This is a genomic window from Thioclava kandeliae (genome assembly GCF_040297545.1).
In the GTDB taxonomy this organism is placed as follows: domain Bacteria; phylum Pseudomonadota; class Alphaproteobacteria; order Rhodobacterales; family Rhodobacteraceae; genus Thioclava; species Thioclava kandeliae.
Genome location: NZ_JAYWLC010000001.1, coordinates 126320 through 143798, shown reverse-complemented (window position 1 = coordinate 143798; position 17479 = coordinate 126320). Strand labels below are relative to the sequence as shown.

The following is a 17479-nucleotide window of genomic DNA, read 5'->3' as shown; positions in this document are numbered from 1 at the left end:
AGCCCTTACTCGCTGGCCTTGCCGGACGCATCCGAGCCGTCGGTCTGGGCATCCTCGACGACGCCTTCGTCATTGATGGTAACCGGCACTGTCTCGATCTCGGCTTCATTTTGCAGGTTCATCAACCCGTCGACGATCAGCTTGTCGCCATCTTTCAGGCCGCTGGTGACGATCCATTGATTGTTATACGAGCCATTGGTGCTCAGGGTGACCTGCTCGGCCTTGTTCTCGTCCGAGGCGATGAAGGCGGTCAGCGTGCCGTCGCTCTTGCGGGTAGTGGCGTTTTGCGGGATCAGGATCGCCTTGGTCGTGCCAAGTGTCATCGTCACACGCAGGAACTGGCCGGGAAGCATTTTCGCATCGGGATTGTCGAACTGGACGCGGTAATCCACGGTGCCGGTCGTATCCGACACGACCGCGGAGGGCGCCACCAGTTTGCCATCCCGCGGATAGACATCACCGGTTTCCAGCGTCACCTGTGCCTTTACGTCATCGCTGGTCTTTAGCGTTCCAGCCGCGATCATATCCTTGGTGCGCTGCATCTGGGCAGAGCTTTCGGAGACATCGACATAGATCGGATCGAGCCGCGTGACCGTGGTCAGCGCATCCGTCTGGTTGGCTGTCACGAGCGAGCCCACCGAGGTCTCGGGCACTTCGACCACACCGTCGATCGGGCTTTCCACATGGGTGCGGTCCAGATTGAGTTGCGCGGTCTGCAGGCTGGCCTGCGCCGATTTCACATCCGCTTTTGCCGATGCCAGCGAGGAGCGTGCATCTTCCAGTTCGGTTTGGGTCACGCCAACGCTGCGGATCTTGTCATAGCGGTTGAAGGTCGATTGTGCGGTCTGCTCGGCGGCCTGCGCCGAATCGACTGCCGCCTGCGCCGCCGCGAGTTCCGCCTCGTAGGTGTCGGGTTCGATCTCGAACAACACGGTGCCCTTTTTCACCAGCGCGCCGCGTTTATACGGGATTGCGGTGATCATGCCTTCGACGCGCGGACGGATATCGGCCTGCTCATAGGCCACTGCACGGCCGGGCAGCGTTACGATATAGGGGACGTCACTTTCCGCAACGGTAATGACGCCAACCTGTTTCGGGCCTTGCTGTGCTTGTTGCGCGCTGGCGGGAGAGGAGGTGAAAACTGTGAGGGGGGCACTGACTGCGAGCCCCAGCACGAGACCCAGAGCGGTCATCGGAGCCGTAATGGGGCGGGAGAGGAAAATAATGTTTTTCGACACTGGTCCTGTCTTTCGTTTCGCGAACTGCGATTTTTGTCATTGGCCCCAACTCGTGCCGGTTTGGCTGGACGATGGGAGGGCGTCGCAGCATGAGCTAGGGCATTGCGGATAGCCTACAATATTAAACTGTACGGTTTACATGGGTAAAACTGACACAGGTTCCTGCGGATTGGCGCACAATAGCGTGAATATTCGTAATAACCGCCGACTGGGATGGAAAATACAATTAGCTGACCGTTTTTATCGGCAATCATCCTTTACCTGCATGCTAAGCTCGCTTAATTGAGAGGCGAAACCTAGCCACCGGCGCTTCGGGACTCGGCGGATTTCTCCGTAAGACAAAGCGCGAGCCATGGTGCGACCGATGAATCAGGAGGCTGATATGCAGATTTCGAAGACACTTACCGCGCTGGGGCTTGCCTTGCCGCTGGCGGTGGCGCCTCTGGCGCAGGCCTTTGCCGCCGATGTGACCGTGAAAACCGCGCGTGGCGAGGCCACCGTGCCCGAAGCGCCCAAGACCGTGGCCGTGTTCGATATGGCAGCGATGGATACGCTTGATGCGCTTGGCGTCAAACCCGCGGGCCGCCCCGACAAGCTCTATCTCTCGCGTCTGTCGGGGCTGGAAAGCGCGACCCCGGTGGGCACGCTTTTCGAGCCCGATCTCGAGGCATTGGCAGGGCTGGGCCCCGATCTGACGATCATCGGCGGTCGTTCGGCAACCCAATATGACAATGTGGCCCAGCTGGGTCCGGTCATCGACATGACCATCGGCACCGATATCGTGGCCGAAGCCCGTGCGCGTCTGGAAGCCTATGGCAAGATCTTCGACAAGGAAGACAAGGCCAAGGAACTCGATGATGCGCTGGTCGCAAAGCTTGCCGAGGTGCAGGACGAGGCCAAGGGCAAGGGCGATGCACTCGTCGTGATGACCAATGGTCCGAAAATCTCGGCCTTCGGTCCGGGCTCGCGGTTTGGCTGGATCCACAACGCCGTCGGCATGGCACCCGCCGCCAAGGATCTCTCGGTCGCGCCGCATGGGGATGCGATCAGCTTCGAGTTCATTGCCGAAACCAATCCGGACTGGATCTTTGTGGTTGACCGTGGTCAGGCCATTGGTGCCGACGAGCAGAAAGCCTCCGACACGCTGGATAACCCGCTGGTTGCGCAGACCAATGCTGCCAAGAATGGCCATATCGTCTATCTCAACTCCGCCGATGCCTATATCGCTGGTGGTGGCTATCAGGCGATGATGGAAATGCTGACCGAGGTCGGCAAGGCCTTCGAGGCCCAAGAAGGCTGATCTCATGGCGCGCGGGATGGTTCTGACGAGTGCGGTTCTGGTGATCGTGATCCTTTCGGGGATCTCGCTCTGTATCGGTGCGGCCACGATGGATCTGGGCGATCCGTCCGGCATGCTGGTGCTCACCGTCTCGCGCATCCCGCGCACATTGGCCGCGCTTCTCACCGGCTCGGCTCTGGCCGTGGCCGGTGTCGTTATGCAGCAGATCGTTCGCAACCGCTTTGTGGAGCCGGGCACGGCAGGCACGGCCGAGAGCGCGGCGCTGGGGCTCTTGCTGATGTCGATCTTCTGGCCCGACAGCCCGATCTGGGCCAAGATGCTGGCGGCGGCCCTGGCCGCACTCATCGGCACCTGGATCTTTGTGAAGATGATCCGCAAACTTCCGCCACGCGAGGTGCTTCTGGTGCCGCTTGCGGGCATCGTCCTGTCGGGGGTCATCGGCGCGGCGGTCACCTGGATCGGCTGGGAAACCGACATGATGCAATATATCGCCACCTGGTTGATGACGGGAGAGTTTTCTGGCGTGATTGCAGGCCGTTACGAGCTGTTGTGGATTGCCGGTCTCGCTGCGGTCGTGGCGTTTTTCGCAGCCGACCGCTTTGCCATCCTTGGCCTCGGACCGGAGGCTGCCACGGCTCTGGGCCTCAGCCCGCGCGCGGTGATGCGCCTCGGGCTGGTGGTGGTAGCGGTGGTGACCGCGATGGTGGTGGTCTCGGTCGGTATGATCCCCTTTGTCGGGCTGGTCGTGCCTAACATCGCTGCGCGAATACTTGGTGATAACCTGCGGAAATCCTTGCCGATGGTTGCTTTGGGCGGCGCTGGTCTGGTGCTCGCCTGTGACATTATCGGCCGGTTGATCATTGCGCCTTACGAGATCCCTGCGGGCACCATTCTTGGTGTGACCGGTGCGCTGATCTTCCTCTGGCTGCTGTGGAAGCCGCAGCGTCCGAAGAAGCGCAAACCTCTGCCGGAGAGCGCCAATGTCTGATCTGACCATGCCCGCACCCACCAGATCAGCCGGACGACATGCCTGGCTCAAGAGCCCCATCCTGTGGCTGTCCCTGTTGCTGGTTGCTGCAATGGCGATCTGGCTTTTCCAAGGATTATCAGGAAACTATCAGTTTATCCTGATGTTGCGTCTCAAGAAGATGGGTGCGCTCCTTGCGGTTGGTGCCGCGGTGGCCGTCTCGACTATCCTCTTCCAGACCGTCTCCGCCAACCGCATCCTGACACCGGCGATCATGGGCTTTGACAGCCTCTATGGGCTGATACAGGTTCTGCTTGTCGCAGGGTTGGGCGTCACCGGTTTCGCAACCATCGGGGCGACGCCCAAATTTGTGGCCGAGACGGTCATCATGACCGTGCTGGCGCTGCTGCTTTTCGGCACGCTGCTGCGGCAGGGCGCGCGTGATATCGCGCGGATGATCCTGACGGGCGTGATCCTCGGCACGTTGTTCCGCGCGGGCGCGGGGCTGGTGGGCCGGCTTCTGGACCCCAATGCCTACGCGACCGTCCAATCGGTCACCTTCGCCAATTTCTCCCGCGCGCAGACCGATGTGCTGACGCTTGCGGCGTTGATCACGGCGCTGGCCTGCGCGATCGCGTGGTGGCTGGGGCCGCGGCTTGATGTGCTGGGTCTCGGGCGCGATCGCGCGATCGCGCTAGGGCTGGGTCACGGGCGGGTGGTGATCGGGGCGCTCGTGCTGATTGCCGTGCTCGTCTCTGTTTCGACGGCGCTGGTAGGGCCGGTGGCCTTCTTCGGCCTGATCGTCGCGGGGCTTACCCATGCCATCGCCCAACGCAAAGCCGGTGGAGCGAAACACCGCTATCTGATCCCTGTCTCGATGCTGGTCGCGATGACCATTCTCGTGGTCGGCCAGACCCTGTTCGAGCGGGTGATCGGCTCGCAGGCCACGCTCTCGGTCGTGGTCGAGTTTGTGGGGGGCATCTTCTTCCTCTATCTTCTGCTGAAAGGCAAAATCCGATGATCCGTGTGGAAAACCTCTCCTACCAGATCGACGGAAACGCGATCCTGAGCGATATCAACTGCACCATTCCCGCCGGGCAGGTGACGGCGCTGATCGGCCCCAATGGTGCGGGGAAATCGAGCCTTCTCAAACTTTTGGGCCGGATCGAGCCGCTACAGTCGGGCCGTGTGCAGATCAATGACCTCGATCTGGCCCAGACCCGCTCTGGCACGCTTGCGCGCGAGATGTCTTTCATGAGCCAGAATCTGGCCGTGGCTTCACGCCTGCGGGTGCGCGAGCTGGTGGCCTTCGGGCGCTGGCCGCATTGCCATGGCCGTCCGGGGCCGAAAGATATCGAGATCTGCGAGAAGGCCCTGCGCCAGTTCGATCTTCTGACATTGGCGGACCGCTTCCTGGACGAGCTGTCCGGCGGGCAGGCGCAGCGCGCGCATCTGGCCATGACTTTCGCGCAGGATACGCCGTGGATGCTTCTCGACGAGCCACTGAACAATCTGGATATGGCGCATTCGCGCGCGTTGATGAAGCGGCTGTCGGATCTGCGCGATGCGGGGCGCTCGGTGGTGATCGTGCTGCATGATCTCAACCATGCCGCTGCGTGGGCCGATCATCTGATCGCTATGAAGAATGGCCGTATCGTGGCCGAAGGCGATGCTGACGAGGTTATCACGCCGCAGACGCTGGCGGGTCTCTACGAGACCGATGTGCAGGTGCTGCGCTATGCCGACCGGCCGCTGGTTCTGCATCACATCTGAGGGATTTTCCGCCTGTTATTGTGGCAGAGCCGACAAGCTTTGGTGAAACCTGTGCAATGCGTCTTGGCAGTGCCCCGCTTTGACCTAGGGTTGGGGAACGGCCCGCGACGGGGCCGCCCTCCCGAAGAGTTAGCCATAATGACGCAGCCCAACCCCGAGATCACGCCGTCCGATACGACGGAGGGGGATCATCTGGTCGAGAAGATCGCCCGCGAACTGAGCGCCTCTATCCTGTCGGGCACGCTGAAGCCGGGTGAGAGGCTGGCGGAGTCGGCCATTGCGCGGCGGATGCAACTCTCGCGCGCACCGGTGCGCGAGGCGCTGCGTCTCCTCGAGCGCTCGCGTCTTGTGGCCTATCGCGCCAATCGCGGCTTCGTGGTGCGGCAGATGGACCCGGCAGAGATCGAGGCGCTTTACGATCTGCGCGTGGTCATCGAGACGGCCGCGATCCGCAGGCTGGTGGCCCGCGAGGAGCCCGAGTTGGCCGATCAGCTGCGGGCGCAGCTCGATCTGCTTTACGGGCTGTCGGGGACAGGGGTGACGCGCACCTCCTATGTGGATGCCGATCTGGGCTTCCACCGTCTGATCTGCGTGCTGTCGGGCAATCCGCGGCTGGCGGATGTGTTCGACCAGATCGCCGCGGAGGTGAAGCTGTGCATCAACCAGACGGGGCGCGAGCAGGACGGGCCGCGCCGGATCGCGGCCTCGCATGAACAGATCCTGACGCAGGTGATCGCCGCCGATCCCGAAGGCGCTGCGCAGGCGCTGACCGAGCATCTGCAGGAGGCGGAGCGCATGATGCTGGCGCTTTTCGCACAGGCGGCCGAATGAAATCCTAGTGCAAGTGCTATGTGAAAAGACGTAGGGCAATCCCGAAATCTATGGCAGGATGTTTTTGTGGGATGCGTTGGCAACCGGAGGGGGATGCCATGACGGATGACGAGTTTATCATGACGCTTGCCGAGAAGGCAGGTTTGGGTCGGGCGGAGATCGGAATTCTGGGCGAGGCGCAGCTGGCCGAGGCTGAGGCGCGGATCGGTGTCGTGCCGCCAATGCTGCTTCTCAAGCTCTACCGCGCCATCTCGAATGGCGGGTTCGGGCCGATGCGCGGTCTGATGGGGCTGGGCGGCGGCGCCACCGATCGGGCGGGCTACACCGCCGACCGGTTGCATCAGCTTTACGCCGATCCCGATGATGGCAATCCCGCGCGTGACTGGCCCGTCGGGCTCCTGCCCATCTGCGAGGACGGGCAGGGCAGCTATATCTGCGTGGATTGTTTCGACGAGAGCCTGCATCTGTGGTCGCCCGAGGGCTGGGACCGCTCGCAGCCGCCGCAATCCGCGATTACGCCATTGGCCGAGGATCTGCGCGGCTGGCTCGGGGCATGGGCCGAAAGCCACTGCCCCGCGCTGGCGCATCTGCATGAAGTGCCGGCGGGATCTCTCTGTTTATCCGCACGCTAGGCGGAAATATGCGCAAGGATGCACGTTTTGCGCGGGGCCAGCCCCTTGTCATTCCGCCCGCTAACCGCTTTCGTGAGCGCGATTGAGCGGGGCCTTTGCGGACCCGACTGGTGATTGGGGAAGAGACTATGAAATTTCTGCGTTTTGGTGCTGAGGGACAAGAGAAGCCGGGTCTTCTGGATGAGGGCGGGCTGATCCGTGACCTGTCGGGGGTGATCAAGGATCTGACGCCCGATCAGCTCGGTGCCGAGGCGCTGGCCAAGCTGGCCGATCTTGATGTCGAGGCGCTGCCCGTTGTCGAGGGAGCCCCGCGTCTGGGTGTGCCGGTTGCAGGCATCCGCAAGGTGCTGGCCATCGGGCTCAACTATGCCGACCATGCCGCCGAGACCGGTGCCGTGCCGCCCAAAGAGCCGATGCTGTTTTCCAAGGCCATCACATCCATCTGCGGGCCCGATGATCCGACAGAACTGCCTGCCTCGTCCACCCATCTCGATTGGGAGGTCGAGCTGGGCTTTGTCATCGGCACGCGGGCCAAGGCGATCCCTGCGGGCACGGGGCTTGATCACATTGCGGGCTATGTTCTGGCCAATGACTATTCCGAGCGCGAATGGCAGAAGGATCGGGCGGGCCAGTTCGTGAAGGGCAAGAGCCATGATACATTCTGCCCGCTCGGGCCCTGGCTGGTGACCCGTGACGAGGTTGCCGATCCGCAGGATCTGGACATGTATCTGCGCGTGAATGGCGAGAGCCGCCAGAAGGGCAATACCTCCACCATGATCCACAAGGTCGCCTTCCTTGTGGATTACCTGAGCCAGTTCGTCACGCTGGAGCCGGGCGATGTGATCCTGACCGGCACCCCTCCGGGTGTGGGCGCGGGGATGAAGCCGCCGCGCTATCTGAAGGCGGGCGATATCGTAGAGCTGGGGATCGACGGGCTCGGGACACAGCGACACGAGGTGGTGGCGCTCTAGGATGGCGCAGAGCGGCGGGTCGATGCGCCCGCCTTCGCGCAAGGAGCTGGCGGTCCGGTTCTGCGATGCGGGTCTCGAGGATGTGGAGGGGCTGGCGCAGCTGCATGTGCAGGCATGGCGCGACACCTATACCGGCCTTTTGCCGCAAGCCATGCTCGACCAGCTCGATCTGCGCCAGCGGATGACCCAGTGGCATAACGCGATCACCCATAAGGCAGGGCGCTCGGGGACTGGCGTAGTGTTGGCGCGGGCGGGCGGCGATCTTCTGGGGTTTGTCTCCTATGGTCCGCAGCGCGACGCCGATCTGGCGCTGAAGGGCTATGATGGCGAGATCGAGGCGCTTTATGTGCAGCGCAACGCCCAGGGGCGCGGGCTGGGCAGGGCGCTGCTGGGGCATGCGGGCACGCGGTTGCAGGCTGCGGGATTTGGCGCGGCAGCGCTCTGGGTGCTCGAGGCCAATGCGCCTGCCTGCGCCTTCTACGCGGCGATGGGGGCGGAGATCTGCGATACCCGCATCGAGCTACGCCCCGAGGCCACGCTTCAGGACCGCGCCTATGGCTGGCGCGATCTGGAGGCGCTGACGGCTGCTGGCGGCTGAGGGCAGGACGCGGGCTTGCCCCCGCCTCTTGCTCCGCCTCTTGCTCCCGGAGGAGTTTACTGTTTCTTTGCGCGTGCATGAGGGCATTCGGGGGGAGACAGCATGAGCGCGGAGCCAAGACAGATCCAGAGATGGCAGTTGATCGCGGTGCTGGCTTTGCCGCCGCTCTTCTGGGCGGGCAATTTCATCGTCGCACGGGCGGCGCGCGATCTGGTGCCGCCCCTATCGCTTGTCTATGGTCGCTGGCTGATTGCGCTGGTGGTGCTGGCGCCGTTTGCATGGCATCATGTCAAGCGCGACTATGCGGGCTATCTGCGACATCCGTGGCTGGTGCTTGGCACCAGCGCGACCTCGGTCGTGGCCTTCAACACGCTGATCTATTGGGGGTTGCATTATACGCAGGCCACCAACGGGATGCTGCTCAATTCGACGATCCCCGTGCTGGTAATGCTGATCGGCGCGCTGGCCTTCGGTCAGCGGTTGCGGCTGTGGCAGGGGGTCGGGCTGATCCTGTCGCTGCTCGGGGTATCCATCGTGATCCTTGGCGGAGAAATCGCGCGGCTCGCGGACCTCGCCTTCAACAAGGGCGATCTGATGATCTTCGGAGCAATGGTCGCATGGGCCCTCTATACGCTCTGGCTGACCCGCATTCCCGCCGAGATCAGCCGCATCGGGCTTCTGGCAGTGCAGATCGTGATCGGCCTTGCCATTCTCACGCCGTTCTGGGTCTGGGATCTGGCGCAGGGCCATCTGCCGGTGATGGTGCCGCAGGCCGCATGGGCGGTGGCCTTTGTCGGGATCGTGCCATCGCTCGGCGCCTTCCTTCTCTATATGCAGGCGGTGCGGCTTGCAGGCTCCGGGCGGGCCTCGCAATCGATCCATCTCATCCCGCTTTACGGGGTGATCCTGTCTTCGTTGTTTCTGGGCGAACATCTGCATCCCTACCATCTGGCAGGCTTCGTGCTGATCCTCGGTGGGATCATTCTGGCCGCCCGTGCGGGAAGGGCGGCCCGCGGCTGAGCGGCGGGCGCGCGCGGCCTTTGTGCCACAGGCCAAGGGCTGCATACCCGCCCGCGCCATGCGGAGCGCTTGCCTGATCCTGCGTGTTGGGCTTATGCTTAAATCAACCTTAAAGAGTGCCGCTGGTCTTGCCCGTCTGTCGCAGGAGCCCAAGATGCCCTTCGTTGCGTTCAACGCCCCCGATCGCCGCCGGTTCTCGGTATGGCATCGCCTCTCCGTGTTTCTGTGCATGGCCATCGCTGTGTCGGGGGTTCCCCGGTCCGGGGGGGCGCAAGAGGCCATGCTGCGGATCCCCGGTCCGTTGGACGGGCGCATCCTGTCTGTGACCTTTGAGGGGCAGGGCGAGCCCATCCAGCTATCCGAGCGGGCGATCCTTGCGGGCGGAGTGCAGACCGGTCTGGCACGGGTCGGGGTGCTGTCCGGGCCTGACGGGCCCTTGCAACCTACGGCGCTTTACGCGGTCGAGGGCGATCTTCCAGCGGGCTTCGGGCGCTGTGCCGATGGCCCTGCGGCGTTTCTGGCGCTACGCCGCGACAAGGGGAGCACCGCGCTGAGCGGCTTCGTGTTCGAGGCGCGCCCGCGGTTGGCCATGGCGCGCGGCGAGGGGCTTTGCGCGCGCGTCACGCTGAATACGCCGCTGCCGCCTGATCCGGCTCGGGCCGAGCCTGATCCGGTGGATATAGCGATGGTCTCGACTATGGATAGGCTCACTCCGGTGGCCAATATGGTGGAGACCGATATGGTCGAGGAGATCGGCAGTGCGGCCCCCGATCCTGCGCTGATGGCGGGGCAGCTATCGCACGGGCTGCTGGCCGAGCTGGACCCGTATCGTCCCAAACTCTCTTCCGCAAGAGAACCGGAGCCGGCCGCTGAACCTGCCATCTCCGATGCTGTCACTAAGGAGGCTGCGTCCTCCGAGGAGCGCCTTGCCGCGCTGGCCATGCGGCCGGGCGCCGCGACCGCTACGTTGCCCGATGCCGCGCCCGGGCCGGATGGCGGCCCCGCGCCCGAACCGGTTGCGCAGACGCCCGCCTCCAAAGGCGCATGGCGCGTGATCGAGGCCCGTGATGCGCGTGACCTGCCGCAGGTCGCGCTGGTGCTTGAGGCAAGCGAGACACTTGGGGGCAATGGCGAGCAGGCAAAGCTGGTGGCGCGCTGCATGGGCAACCAGACGGCCCTGTTCGCGGTCTGGCCCAAGGGGTTTTCCGGCGATGCACGCGCCGGTTTCCTGACCGAACGTGACGTGATCCTGCAGATCGATGATGCCCGTCCCGAAAGCCAGATCTGGGAGCTCTGGCCCACGCAGGACGCCACCTATGCGCCGGGCTTTCCGGGCGATCTGCTGCGCAGCCTGCAGGCGGCAAAGCAGCTGACCCTGCGCACGGCCAATGTCGCAGGTGGCCCGCTGGAGGCGCGTTTTGATCTGGCGGGGCTTGCCGGGCATCTGCCTGTTCTGGCTGCGCCCTGCCGCTGGACGCCCTGAGTGACTGTGCATCTGCGCGCATATTCTGCGGGATCCGCGCGATTTGCACGGTTTTCGCGGGCGGGTCGGCTGAACAGATTATGGGCCAAAGCAGGAGATGACTGATGGTCCCTTATTCCGTTCTCGATCTTTCGCCTATCGCAGAGGGTCAGACCGCCGCCGACGCGCTGCGCCATTCGGGCGAGCTGGGCGCGCATGCCGAGCGCTTGGGCTATACCCGTTACTGGTTGGCCGAGCATCATAATTCAACCGGCATCGCCTCTGCCGCGACAGCCCTCGTGATCGGCCATGTGGCCGCGCAAACCAAGGCTTTGCGTGTAGGCTCGGGGGGGATCATGCTGCCCAATCACGCGCCGCTGATGGTGGCCGAAGCCTTCGGCACGCTCCATGCACTCTATGGCGACCGGATCGATCTGGGTGTCGGGCGTGCGCCGGGCACCGACCAGCGCACCATGCAGGCGCTGCGCCGCGGGATGTCGGTGGACCGCTTCCCCGAGGATGTGGTCGAGCTGATCGGCTTCCTTGGGCCGATGCAGGAGGGCCAGCCGGTGCGGGCCGTGCCGGGAGCGGGGTCCAATATTCCGGTCTGGATCCTTGGCTCGTCACTCTACGGGGCGCAACTGGCCGCGCATCTGGGGCTGCCCTATGCCTTTGCCAGCCATTTCGCGCCCGATGCGCTCGAACAGGCGATCGAGATCTACCGCGACCGCTTCCAGCCCGGCATGACGGCCAAGCCGCATTTCATGCTGGCGCTCAACCTCTTTGCCGCCGATACCGACGAGGAGGCGCAGCTTCTGCGTTCGTCGATGATGCAGGGTTTCGTCAACCTGCGCCGAGGGCAGGCGGGGCCGTTGCCCGCGCCGGTCGCCGATCTCTCCACCGTGGCCAGCGAGCCGGAACTGCGTCAGGCCTCCCACCAGCTGTCGATGTCGGCGGTGGGCCGCCCGGAGACGGTCGAACGCCAGCTTGCGATGTATATCGAGCGCTACCGCCCCGACGAGGTGATCCTCAACGGCCAGATCCACGACCATGCCGCGCGGCTCAGGAGCTTCGAGATCGGTGCGCAGGCCATGCAGAACCTCGCGAAGGTCGCGGCCTGACGGTCCCCATGCAGACCGGAGGGGCATCTCGCCCCGACCGGTCCGCAGCGGGGCTCGATGCCGCGCAAGGACCGCGCTCCCCATCGGGGCCGCCCCCGTGGTCTGGCCTGCGCGGCCCAAACCTCTTGCTTTCCCCCGCTCTCTCCGCTAAGGGAGGCGGACTTCCGCAGTTCAATTGAACCGGCGTAGCCTCTCGTGGCAGGATGCGGATAGTGTCGCCTGCCTATGAAGCCGCCTTATGAAACAGGAGAAGCCATGCCCCTTTACGAGCATGTCCTCATCGCGCGTCAGGATCTGTCCAACGCGCAGGCCGAAGGCCTTGTCGAACATTTCTCCACGGTCCTTTCGGATAACGGCGGCAAAGTCGTTGAATCCGAATATTGGGGCGTGAAGACCATGGCCTACAAGATCAACAAGAACCGCAAAGGCCACTACGCCTTCCTGAAAACGGATGCCCCCTCGGCTGCCGTTCAGGAAATGGAACGCCTGTGCCGCCTGCATGACGATGTCATGCGCGTGCTGACCATCAAGGTCGACGAGCACGAGGAAGGCCCGTCGGTTCAGATGCAAAAACGTGATGACCGTGAAGGTCGTCGTGAGCGTCGTTGATAGATTAGGGGACTGAAAACCATGGCAAAACCGTTTTTCCGTCGTCGTAAAGTGTGCCCGTTCTCCGGCGAGAACGCACCGAAAATCGACTACAAAGACACCCGTCTGCTGCAGCGCTACATCTCTGAGCGCGGCAAAATCGTTCCGGCACGCATCACCGCAGTGTCGGCAAAGAAGCAGCGTGAACTGGCCCGCGCCATCAAGCGCGCCCGCTTCCTCGCTCTGCTGCCCTACGCTGTGAAGTAAGGAGAACATCACTATGGAAGTTATCCTTCTCGAGCGCGTCGCAAAGCTGGGCCAAATGGGTGACGTTGTCACCGTGAAGCCGGGCTACGGCCGCAACTACCTCCTGCCGCAAGGCAAGGCGCTGCGCGCTTCCGAAGCGAACATCAAGTCCTTCGAAGCCCAGAAAGCCCAACTGGAAGCCCGCAACCTCGAGACCAAGAAAGAGGCGGAAGCCCTTTCGGCCAAGCTCGACGGTCAGCAGTTTGTCGTGATTCGTTCGGCTTCGGACGGCGGCAACCTCTACGGTTCGGTCACCACCCGTGACATCGCGACCGTTGCAACCGAAGAAGGCTTCTCGGTCGACCGCAAGCAGGTCATCATCCGTCTGCCGATCAAGGTTCTTGGCCTGCACGAGGTTGAAGTCCATCTGCACCCCGAAGTGCATGCAGTGATCTCGATCAACGTTGCACGTTCGGCTGAAGAAGCAGAACTGCAAGCCTCGGGCAAATCGATCCAGGAACTGGCAGCGGAAGAAGAAGCCGCCGCAGATTTCGAAATCTCGAACCTGTTCGACGATCTCGGTGCTGCTGGCCGCGACGACGAAGACGAAGCACCTGCTGCAGAAGCAGAAGAGAAGTAATCTCTTTCTTCATGTCATCTGGAAAACCGCGCCTCTCGGGGCGCGGTTTTTCTTTATATGGAGGTTGTTAGCGGTTAGAGGGAACCCGCATCGCCTGATCGGGTTGAGCCTTCGGATAACGGAACAAGACCCTCATGACTGACCATCGCCCCAAACGTGTCCTTGCGCAGCTCCTCGTGGGCGCCCTTGCGTTACGGCAGGTCCTTGCCAAGGTCAGCCCCCCCAAGGAGGCCCCCCCTATGCCCGAAACACAAGACCGCGCCCCGCTTCTCGAGGCCCCGCTGCTCGAGGGGCGTGTGGCGCAAGCCCCGCCCGAGCCCGCGTCCCGTTATGACAACCCCGAGGATCGTGCCGTAGGGCGACAGGCCACGGGGCCGTTCTCAATGGGGCTGCGCGCATGGACCGCCGTTCTGATGCGCACCAAGGCGCAGATTACCGAGGACCGTGTTCTGGCTGTTGCCGCCGGCGTGACCTTCTACTCGATCCTTGCGCTCTTCCCCGCGCTGACCGCGCTGGTATCGATCTTCGGCTTCTTCGCCGATCGCAACGAGGTCCTCTCGATGCTCGACGAGGTGGCACGCTTCGTCCCCCCCGAGGCGCTTTCGCTGATCCGCTCGCAGCTCGAGGGCCTGATCGGCACAGATCAGACGGCGCTTGGCTGGACTTCGGTGATCGGGATCGGGCTGGCGCTCTGGACCGCCAATGGCGGAATGAAGGCGCTGATCGAGGCGCTCAATGTCGCCTATAACCAGCGTGAGAGCCGCAATTTCCTCTGGATGAATCTAGTTGGGCTCGGCATGACGATCGGCGCGATCATCTTTGTCTGTGTGCTGATCCTTGCCGCCGCCGTTCTGCCCGCCGTTCTGGCCTTCCTGCCGCATATTCCGGGCTGGGGGCTCTTGGTGCTTGTTATCCGCTGGCCGATCATGGCGGGGGTGCTGGTGCTGGCGCTCTCTATGCTCTACCGCATGGCGCCCAACCGCACATCGCCGCGTTTTATCTGGGTGCTGCCCGGCGCTCTTGTGGGCTCGATCCTGCTTCTGCTCTCCAGCTGGGGCTTTTCGTTCTATACCTCGAATTTCGGCAATTACTCGGCCACCTATGGCTCGATCGGGGCCGTTGTCGTGCTGATGATGTGGATCTGGATCGCCACGATTGCGGTGATGCTGGGGGCCGAGCTGAATTCCGAGGCCGAGCGCCAGACCGCGCGCGACAGCACCGTCGGGCCCGCGCGCGATCTGGGCAACCGTCAGGCGCAGGCCGCCGACAGTCTCGCCGAGACCCGCCCCTGATCCCGCCCGGTTCCGTAGGGTCATCGCTATTCCCGTGTAACTTCATGCTGTTGGCGGTTTTGCGGCCAAATCTCGCCTTAGTTTTTCATTAGAGTTTCTTCTGGACGGCGGCAGATCCGATTGCTGCCGCTAACGGAGGCTTTGCTCATGGCGATCACCCGCATCCTGTCTTCGGTTGTGCTGCCGACAGCGGCGCTGACATTGGCCTTGGTGATGATCCATGACCAGTCCGCCTCGGCGGTGGGGGTACTGCCGGCCCATAGCCGCCTGACCGCCTCGCCACGCCCGCTGGAGCGCCCGTTCTGGTCGGTGATCCGCCGCGACATTTCCGCCCCCGTGCTTCATCAGGTCTCGAACCTCCATGACACGCCGATCATTCTGCCACGCGAGACCGTGCAAAGCCCCGCCGAGATACAGCCGGTGGCGCTGCGGGTCGATGGTGGGATCTGGACGCGTTAACGCATCCACGCGATCAGCGCGAGGCTGCCATAGATCACCGGCTGGTGGATCAGGTAGAAGGCGAGGCTGTGACGGCCGATAAAGGTCATCCGCTGGAGAGGCGCGTTGTGGGGCAGGTCGCGGCGGAGCAGGCCCTTCGCATCGGCGAGCTTTGCGCTACCCAGCCCCACGAGGACCCAGCCCAGCCAAGGAAAGACCGGCACGAAATCCATCGCCGCACCCCAGCGCGTCGAAAGCCCGATCCACCATAGCCACGGGGCGTTCATTTGCGGCATGGCAAAGAGATAGGGCATGGCCAGCGCGAGAAGCCCCAGCAGGATTGTTACTATCGCAGGCAGCCTGAGGCAGGCCATCGCCAGAAGAGAGCAGACCGCGATGGAATGCAGGATACCGAAATAGACATAGAAGCCGGGCATCGCGATATAGGTGACCACGGTGACCGCGATGGCGCCTGCCACAATCGCTGCCTCGCGTGTCCAGAAGCCCCGCCAGCGGCGCCCGCGCCCATGGGCGAGCCAGAGGCTGACCCCGACCAGCATCAGGAAGGTTGCTGCAATCACGCGGGCATAATCGGGCCACCACAGGGGCAGGGGCGGGTTGAAGCCCAAGGCCTCGAGGTCATAGCCGAAATGGAAGCTGGCCATCGCCAGAAGCGACAGGCTGCGCAGCAGGTCGGGCCAGATCAGGCGGGTAGAATTGGGCATGGGACCTCTGCAATTGCTCAGGGGGCAAGATCGGTTTTCACGGGGCGAAGTCAAGCGCCGTCCGATCACGATCCCGCCTGAGCCATGAGCGGGGGCAAAAGAAAACGGGCAGGTCCTGCGACCCGCCCGTTTCCTCCAATCTGCAGATCGGAAAGCTCAGAGTTCGTCCAGAGCTTCGATTGCTTTTTGCAGTTCTTCCTTGGTGACGTCCTTGTCGGTGACTTCCGCTTTCTCAACGATGAAGTCGACAACCTTGTCTTCGAAGATCGGCGCGCGCAGCTGCTGTTGCATCTGCGGGTTCTGCTGGATGAACTCGAAGAACTGACGTTCCTGACCCGGATACTGACGCGCTTGCATCATGACCGCTTGGGTCATTTCCGCATCGGTCACTTCGATCTCTTGCTTGCGGCCGATTTCGGCGAGCAGGAGGCCCAGACGCACGCGGCGTTCGGCGAGCTTCTTGTGTTCGTCGGTCGGTTCGATCGCGCCATGGTCATGGCCGTGATCATCGGGATGCTCTTCGTGGTAGAGCTGGTGTGCGATCTGGTTGGCTTCGGCGTCAACCAGCGTCGGCGGCAGGTCGAACGAAACTTTCCCGTCGAGCGCATCCAGAAGGCCACGCTTCAGGATCTGGCGCGAGGCACCCTTATACTCTTCGCCCAGACGCTCTTTGATCTGTGCTTTCAGAGCTTCGAGGTCTTCTGCGCCGAATTTCTTCGCCAGCTCGTCATCGATCTCGGCTTCTTTCGGGCCGCGGACTTCTTTGACGGTGCATTTGAACAGGGCTTCTTTGCCTGCCAGATGCTCGGCCTGATAGGCCTCGGGGAAGGTCACTTTGACTTCGACTTCTTCCTCTTCCTTGGCGCCGACGAGTTGGTCTTCGAAGCCCGGGATGAAGGAGTTGGAGCCGAGCACCAGCGGATAGTCCTCGCCTTTGCCGCCTTCGAAGGCCACGTCATCCACGAAGCCCTCGAAATCGATCACAACCTGATCGCCTTCTTTCGACTTGGTGCCCTTGCGGCGCTTTTCGAAGTTCTGGGCGTTCTTGGCCAGACCTTCGAGCGCTTCGGTCACGGCTTCGTCGGCGGGGGTCACAACGAGGCGCTCGAGTTTGATGTCGGAGGCGTCGAACTCGGGGATCTCGGGCAGCGCTTCATAGGAAACGGTGACCACAACGTCGTCGCCCTCTTTCCAGTTCTCGCCGTCTTTCATCTCGACTTTCGGCTGCATCGCCGGACGGTCACCCGATTTCTCGAAATGCTCGTTCATCGCGCCGTCGATCGATTCCTGCATGGTCTCGCCCATGATACGCGCACCGAACTGCTTTTTCAGCATCGGCATCGGGACCTTGCCCTTGCGGAAGCCTTTCAGCTCGATCTCGGGCTGGGCTTCCTTGAGCTTGGCCGTGACTTTCTCTTCGAGCTCGGCGCCGGTGATGGTGATTTCGTAGCCGCGGCTGAGGCCTTCGTTGAGGGTCTCGGTGACCTGCATGTGATTTCCTTCTCTGTGAATGCCGCGAGTCAATGCGCGGCAGGCAAGCTCATTTTTCACGCGTCGTTCTATGGGGCGGCACTCATGGAAGCAAGGTGAAACTCGGCGTTCGCAGGGCCGGATCGTCATAAAAGAGTGCGTTCGGG

At 62.9% G+C, this 17479-nt stretch carries 19 protein-coding genes; 16 read left to right on the top strand and 3 right to left on the bottom strand.

Going from position 1 to position 17479, the window contains the following annotated elements; translation table 11 throughout:
• Nucleotides 1-5 precede the first annotated feature (5 nt).
• Nucleotides 6-1238 carry an efflux RND transporter periplasmic adaptor subunit gene (locus VSX56_RS00745; protein ID WP_350934125.1) on the bottom strand — a complete coding sequence of 411 codons (1233 nt, stop codon included), beginning with the start codon at nucleotides 1236-1238 and terminating at the stop codon, nucleotides 6-8.
• Between the two features lie 382 nt (nucleotides 1239-1620).
• On the opposite strand from VSX56_RS00745, the gene VSX56_RS00740 reads away from it, so the two are divergent.
• The 16 genes from VSX56_RS00740 to VSX56_RS00665 all read left to right on the top strand — a co-directional run bounded on the left by VSX56_RS00740 (nucleotide 1621) and on the right by VSX56_RS00665 (nucleotide 15138).
• Nucleotides 1621-2538 (top strand): siderophore ABC transporter substrate-binding protein, encoded by a 918-nt coding sequence (locus tag VSX56_RS00740; RefSeq protein WP_350934123.1) that lies wholly within the window; start codon nucleotides 1621-1623, stop codon nucleotides 2536-2538.
• Between the two features lie 16 nt (nucleotides 2539-2554).
• Nucleotides 2555-3526 carry an ABC transporter permease gene (locus VSX56_RS00735; RefSeq protein WP_434096000.1) on the top strand — a complete coding sequence of 324 codons (972 nt, stop codon included), beginning with the start codon at nucleotides 2555-2557 and terminating at the stop codon, nucleotides 3524-3526.
• Entirely contained in the window at nucleotides 3519-4526 is a 1008-nt protein-coding gene (locus VSX56_RS00730) for an iron chelate uptake ABC transporter family permease subunit (RefSeq protein WP_350934118.1), read from the top strand. Before VSX56_RS00735 ends, VSX56_RS00730 begins: the two co-directional genes overlap by 8 nt.
• Nucleotides 4523-5278, top strand: coding sequence for an iron ABC transporter ATP-binding protein (locus VSX56_RS00725; RefSeq protein WP_339112427.1), 756 nt, complete (start codon nucleotides 4523-4525; stop codon nucleotides 5276-5278). Before VSX56_RS00730 ends, VSX56_RS00725 begins: the two co-directional genes overlap by 4 nt.
• 138 nt (nucleotides 5279-5416) lie before the next feature.
• Complete coding sequence (locus tag VSX56_RS00720) at nucleotides 5417-6109, top strand: GntR family transcriptional regulator (RefSeq protein WP_339112428.1); 693 nt, start codon at nucleotides 5417-5419, stop codon at nucleotides 6107-6109.
• A 71-nt stretch (nucleotides 6110-6180) separates the two neighbouring features.
• Nucleotides 6181-6741, top strand: a complete 561-nt coding sequence (locus VSX56_RS00715) for an SMI1/KNR4 family protein (protein WP_350934115.1) — start codon at nucleotides 6181-6183, stop codon at nucleotides 6739-6741.
• Nucleotides 6742-6869: 128 nt separating this feature from the next.
• The gene (locus tag VSX56_RS00710; protein ID WP_350934113.1) at nucleotides 6870-7712 is read left to right on the top strand and encodes a fumarylacetoacetate hydrolase family protein; all 843 of its coding nucleotides are present in this window, start codon (nucleotides 6870-6872) and stop codon (nucleotides 7710-7712) included.
• A 1-nt stretch (nucleotide 7713) separates the two neighbouring features.
• Entirely contained in the window at nucleotides 7714-8310 is a 597-nt protein-coding gene (locus VSX56_RS00705; RefSeq protein WP_350934110.1) for a GNAT family N-acetyltransferase, read from the top strand.
• A 102-nt stretch (nucleotides 8311-8412) separates the two neighbouring features.
• Nucleotides 8413-9330 (top strand): DMT family transporter, encoded by a 918-nt coding sequence (locus VSX56_RS00700; protein WP_339112432.1) that lies wholly within the window; start codon nucleotides 8413-8415, stop codon nucleotides 9328-9330.
• Nucleotides 9331-9484: 154 nt separating this feature from the next.
• A complete protein-coding gene (locus VSX56_RS00695; protein WP_350934108.1) occupies nucleotides 9485-10813 on the top strand; it encodes a hypothetical protein in 1329 nt (442 codons plus the stop codon).
• Between the two features lie 104 nt (nucleotides 10814-10917).
• The gene (locus VSX56_RS00690) at nucleotides 10918-11913 is read left to right on the top strand and encodes an LLM class flavin-dependent oxidoreductase (protein ID WP_350934106.1); all 996 of its coding nucleotides are present in this window, start codon (nucleotides 10918-10920) and stop codon (nucleotides 11911-11913) included.
• A 255-nt stretch (nucleotides 11914-12168) separates the two neighbouring features.
• Nucleotides 12169-12522, top strand: coding sequence for a 30S ribosomal protein S6 (gene rpsF / locus VSX56_RS00685; protein ID WP_339112435.1), 354 nt, complete (start codon nucleotides 12169-12171; stop codon nucleotides 12520-12522).
• A gap of 21 nt (nucleotides 12523-12543) precedes the next feature.
• A complete protein-coding gene (gene rpsR / locus VSX56_RS00680; RefSeq protein ID WP_038073027.1) occupies nucleotides 12544-12768 on the top strand; it encodes a 30S ribosomal protein S18 in 225 nt (74 codons plus the stop codon).
• A gap of 13 nt (nucleotides 12769-12781) precedes the next feature.
• Nucleotides 12782-13387, top strand: a complete 606-nt coding sequence (rplI, locus tag VSX56_RS00675) for a 50S ribosomal protein L9 (protein ID WP_339112436.1) — start codon at nucleotides 12782-12784, stop codon at nucleotides 13385-13387.
• 134 nt (nucleotides 13388-13521) lie between these two features.
• Nucleotides 13522-14679 (top strand): YihY/virulence factor BrkB family protein, encoded by a 1158-nt coding sequence (locus VSX56_RS00670; RefSeq protein WP_350934101.1) that lies wholly within the window; start codon nucleotides 13522-13524, stop codon nucleotides 14677-14679.
• Nucleotides 14680-14826: 147 nt separating this feature from the next.
• Entirely contained in the window at nucleotides 14827-15138 is a 312-nt protein-coding gene (locus VSX56_RS00665; protein WP_350934099.1) for a hypothetical protein, read from the top strand.
• Here the strand turns inward: VSX56_RS00665 and VSX56_RS00660 are convergent.
• Nucleotides 15135-15842, bottom strand: a complete 708-nt coding sequence (locus VSX56_RS00660; protein ID WP_350934097.1) for a heparan-alpha-glucosaminide N-acetyltransferase — start codon at nucleotides 15840-15842, stop codon at nucleotides 15135-15137. The two genes, VSX56_RS00665 and VSX56_RS00660, sit on opposite strands and share 4 nt — an antisense overlap.
• Nucleotides 15843-15998: 156 nt before the next feature.
• Nucleotides 15999-17333 carry a trigger factor gene (gene tig / locus VSX56_RS00655; RefSeq protein ID WP_339112440.1) on the bottom strand — a complete coding sequence of 445 codons (1335 nt, stop codon included), beginning with the start codon at nucleotides 17331-17333 and terminating at the stop codon, nucleotides 15999-16001.
• Nucleotides 17334-17479: the final 146 nt, after the last annotated feature.

Coding starts and splice junctions, on each gene's coding strand:
- VSX56_RS00740 (WP_350934123.1), top strand. CDS start 1,621: ATGCAGATTTCGAAGACACTTACCGCGCTGGGGCTTGCCTTGCCGCTG.
- VSX56_RS00735 (WP_434096000.1), top strand. CDS start 2,555: ATGGTTCTGACGAGTGCGGTTCTGGTGATCGTGATCCTTTCGGGGATC.
- VSX56_RS00730 (WP_350934118.1), top strand. CDS start 3,519: ATGTCTGATCTGACCATGCCCGCACCCACCAGATCAGCCGGACGACAT.
- VSX56_RS00725 (WP_339112427.1), top strand. CDS start 4,523: ATGATCCGTGTGGAAAACCTCTCCTACCAGATCGACGGAAACGCGATC.
- VSX56_RS00720 (WP_339112428.1), top strand. CDS start 5,417: ATGACGCAGCCCAACCCCGAGATCACGCCGTCCGATACGACGGAGGGG.
- VSX56_RS00715 (WP_350934115.1), top strand. CDS start 6,181: ATGCGTTGGCAACCGGAGGGGGATGCCATGACGGATGACGAGTTTATC.
- VSX56_RS00710 (WP_350934113.1), top strand. CDS start 6,870: ATGAAATTTCTGCGTTTTGGTGCTGAGGGACAAGAGAAGCCGGGTCTT.
- VSX56_RS00705 (WP_350934110.1), top strand. CDS start 7,714: ATGGCGCAGAGCGGCGGGTCGATGCGCCCGCCTTCGCGCAAGGAGCTG.
- VSX56_RS00700 (WP_339112432.1), top strand. CDS start 8,413: ATGAGCGCGGAGCCAAGACAGATCCAGAGATGGCAGTTGATCGCGGTG.
- VSX56_RS00695 (WP_350934108.1), top strand. CDS start 9,485: ATGCCCTTCGTTGCGTTCAACGCCCCCGATCGCCGCCGGTTCTCGGTA.
- VSX56_RS00690 (WP_350934106.1), top strand. CDS start 10,918: ATGGTCCCTTATTCCGTTCTCGATCTTTCGCCTATCGCAGAGGGTCAG.
- rpsF (WP_339112435.1), top strand. CDS start 12,169: ATGCCCCTTTACGAGCATGTCCTCATCGCGCGTCAGGATCTGTCCAAC.
- rpsR (WP_038073027.1), top strand. CDS start 12,544: ATGGCAAAACCGTTTTTCCGTCGTCGTAAAGTGTGCCCGTTCTCCGGC.
- rplI (WP_339112436.1), top strand. CDS start 12,782: ATGGAAGTTATCCTTCTCGAGCGCGTCGCAAAGCTGGGCCAAATGGGT.
- VSX56_RS00670 (WP_350934101.1), top strand. CDS start 13,522: ATGACTGACCATCGCCCCAAACGTGTCCTTGCGCAGCTCCTCGTGGGC.
- VSX56_RS00665 (WP_350934099.1), top strand. CDS start 14,827: ATGGCGATCACCCGCATCCTGTCTTCGGTTGTGCTGCCGACAGCGGCG.
- VSX56_RS00660 (WP_350934097.1), bottom strand. CDS start 15,842: ATGCCCAATTCTACCCGCCTGATCTGGCCCGACCTGCTGCGCAGCCTG.
- tig (WP_339112440.1), bottom strand. CDS start 17,333: ATGCAGGTCACCGAGACCCTCAACGAAGGCCTCAGCCGCGGCTACGAA.